This is a genomic window from Hyphomonas sp. (assembly GCF_013823385.1).
Classification (GTDB): Bacteria; Pseudomonadota; Alphaproteobacteria; order Caulobacterales; family Hyphomonadaceae; genus Hyphomonas.
On record NZ_PNMA01000125.1, the window covers coordinates 1 to 1,780 of the forward strand.

General features: G+C 57.6%; 3 protein-coding genes. 2 read left to right on the forward strand and 1 reads right to left on the reverse strand.

What is annotated here, in order from left to right; genetic code table 11:
* The coding region (locus C0456_RS20355) for a recombinase family protein (RefSeq protein WP_291056476.1) at window positions 1-779 on the reverse strand (779 nt) is incomplete at its 3' end.
* Window positions 780-847: 68 nt separating this feature from the next.
* Here C0456_RS20355 and C0456_RS20360 point away from each other — a divergent pair.
* Both C0456_RS20360 and C0456_RS20365 read left to right on the forward strand, forming a co-directional pair.
* Window positions 848-1,204, forward strand: a complete 357-nt coding sequence (locus C0456_RS20360; protein ID WP_155644854.1) for a hypothetical protein — start codon at window positions 848-850, stop codon at window positions 1,202-1,204.
* Between the two features lie 188 nt (window positions 1,205-1,392).
* The coding region (locus tag C0456_RS20365) for a hypothetical protein (protein WP_291056484.1) at window positions 1,393-1,780 on the forward strand (388 nt) is incomplete at its 3' end.

Below are 1,780 nucleotides of genomic sequence, written 5' to 3' on the forward strand. Positions count from 1 at the left end.
ATTCCGCGCGTCCATTCCCTGCCAAGGTCTGTGCGAACGCCGCGGGCATTGAGGTCAAGGGCGATTTCGGCTTCGCTCTCGCCGGCCTCAATGAAGCGCCGATAGACCTCGCGGACGATGGCGATTTCTTCATCTGGTCCCCGCACCAGAATGACGCGATCGGTGGCGATGCTTTTGTGCTCGCCGCGGCCCAGCAGACCTTTTGCCACACCCTGCTGATCGACCAATTGACGGCGCAAGCCGTAACCGGCGGGGCCGCCCTGCCGGTAGCCAAGCCGGATAAGATTGGCCTGACCCGCGAACACCTTGACGGAAAGCTCCCGGCTGTACTCCCCGGCCATGGCCCGTTTGACGGTCTTAATGATAGAGGAGCCGATGCTCCCATCGTTCTCCCATTCCTCGCCGCAGTAGAGAACGCGCACGCCCTTGCTCTTGCAGCGCAGTTCATAGCTGGCGGCTTCGTCAGGATCCTGGAAGCGGCCCCAGCGGCTGACATCATAGACGAGCAGGACCGTGAAATTTGCGCGTCCGCTTTCAACATCATCGAGAAGTGCCTGCAGCGCAGGCCGTCCCTTGATGTTCAGACCGCTCTTGCCTTCGTCCGCGTAGGTTTTGACGATTTCGAGCCCGTGCTTTTCAGCATAGATCGCGATGGTCGCTGCCTGATTGTCGGTAGAATACTGCTGATGCTCGGTCGACATGCGAACATATTGGGCCGCCCGGATGGTCGGGGGCGGCGGGGGTTCATCATGATTGTCGTCCGTCCATCGAATGACCATGCGATACCTCGAGCGCAGATTGCGAAAAGCGCCTCGGTCCCCTGCGTTACACGAGAAAGGAGCGAAAAATGGTTCCTATTAGCGGAAGCAAACTTCGCGGGACGCCAACCGGCCTTTCCGATGCGCTACTGGCGCGAATGATTGGTGCGGCGCTGAAGGCAGACCTCGGCGGGACTCGGCAGGCAACCAAGACGGTGATGAGATGGGCGCAGGTCAGCGATCATACCGCCCGATCTTGGCTGAACGGCCGAACCAGCCCCAGTAGCCTTCATCTGCTTGAGCTCGCCACGCAGTCGCATACCGTCATGACGGTGATATTGAACGCGACTGGCCACGACGGGTTGCAACTCGCGCATGACCTGGCGGCAGTCGAGCATTCGCTCGAGAAAGCATTGTCACAGGTCAGAGCTCTTCGCGGCACCTAGTAACACCTAAGTTCGCACGAGCCTCTCAATCTGACGAACTCGAACAGCATCTTTGTCGTGCGGCATCGGAAGTGAGTCCATTCAAGGTGTCTGCAGGGTGATTTGCCACAAGTTTTGGTTCCCTGTTTCGGACTCGAAGGGGCACCATTTTTCTTTCCGGATGCATCCGCAAGTGTCCGGAAAAATCTATGAAATCAAACACTTTTCACGGATCGAGCGTCCATCGGCGTCCGGCTGAATTCGTTGCAATTGACGGAGTTATTGACGGTGCCGAAAACGGCAAAATAGGTGCTGTCGTGCTGGCATATCTGACATTCCGAAAGGCGTTTGCGCGCGACATGCCCGATATGCTCTCCGACGGAGGCGGCCTGTATTGTCGACAGCGACTGACCTTCAACGACGCCGCTGAGTTGCTTGTGCTTCGCTCAACGGATCGTGCGTCATGCAAGTTTCCCATCGACTGCAAGGCGCAGATTGAAGCAGAACTTTCTGCCGCTGACGTTGTGATGCTGACACAGGCCGAGGCTGAGAATCTGGATTTTCCTGAAAGGACAAAGGCGCTAAAGTTGGGCAACA

Coding starts and splice junctions, on each gene's coding strand:
- C0456_RS20360 (WP_155644854.1), top strand. CDS start 848: ATGGTTCCTATTAGCGGAAGCAAACTTCGCGGGACGCCAACCGGCCTT.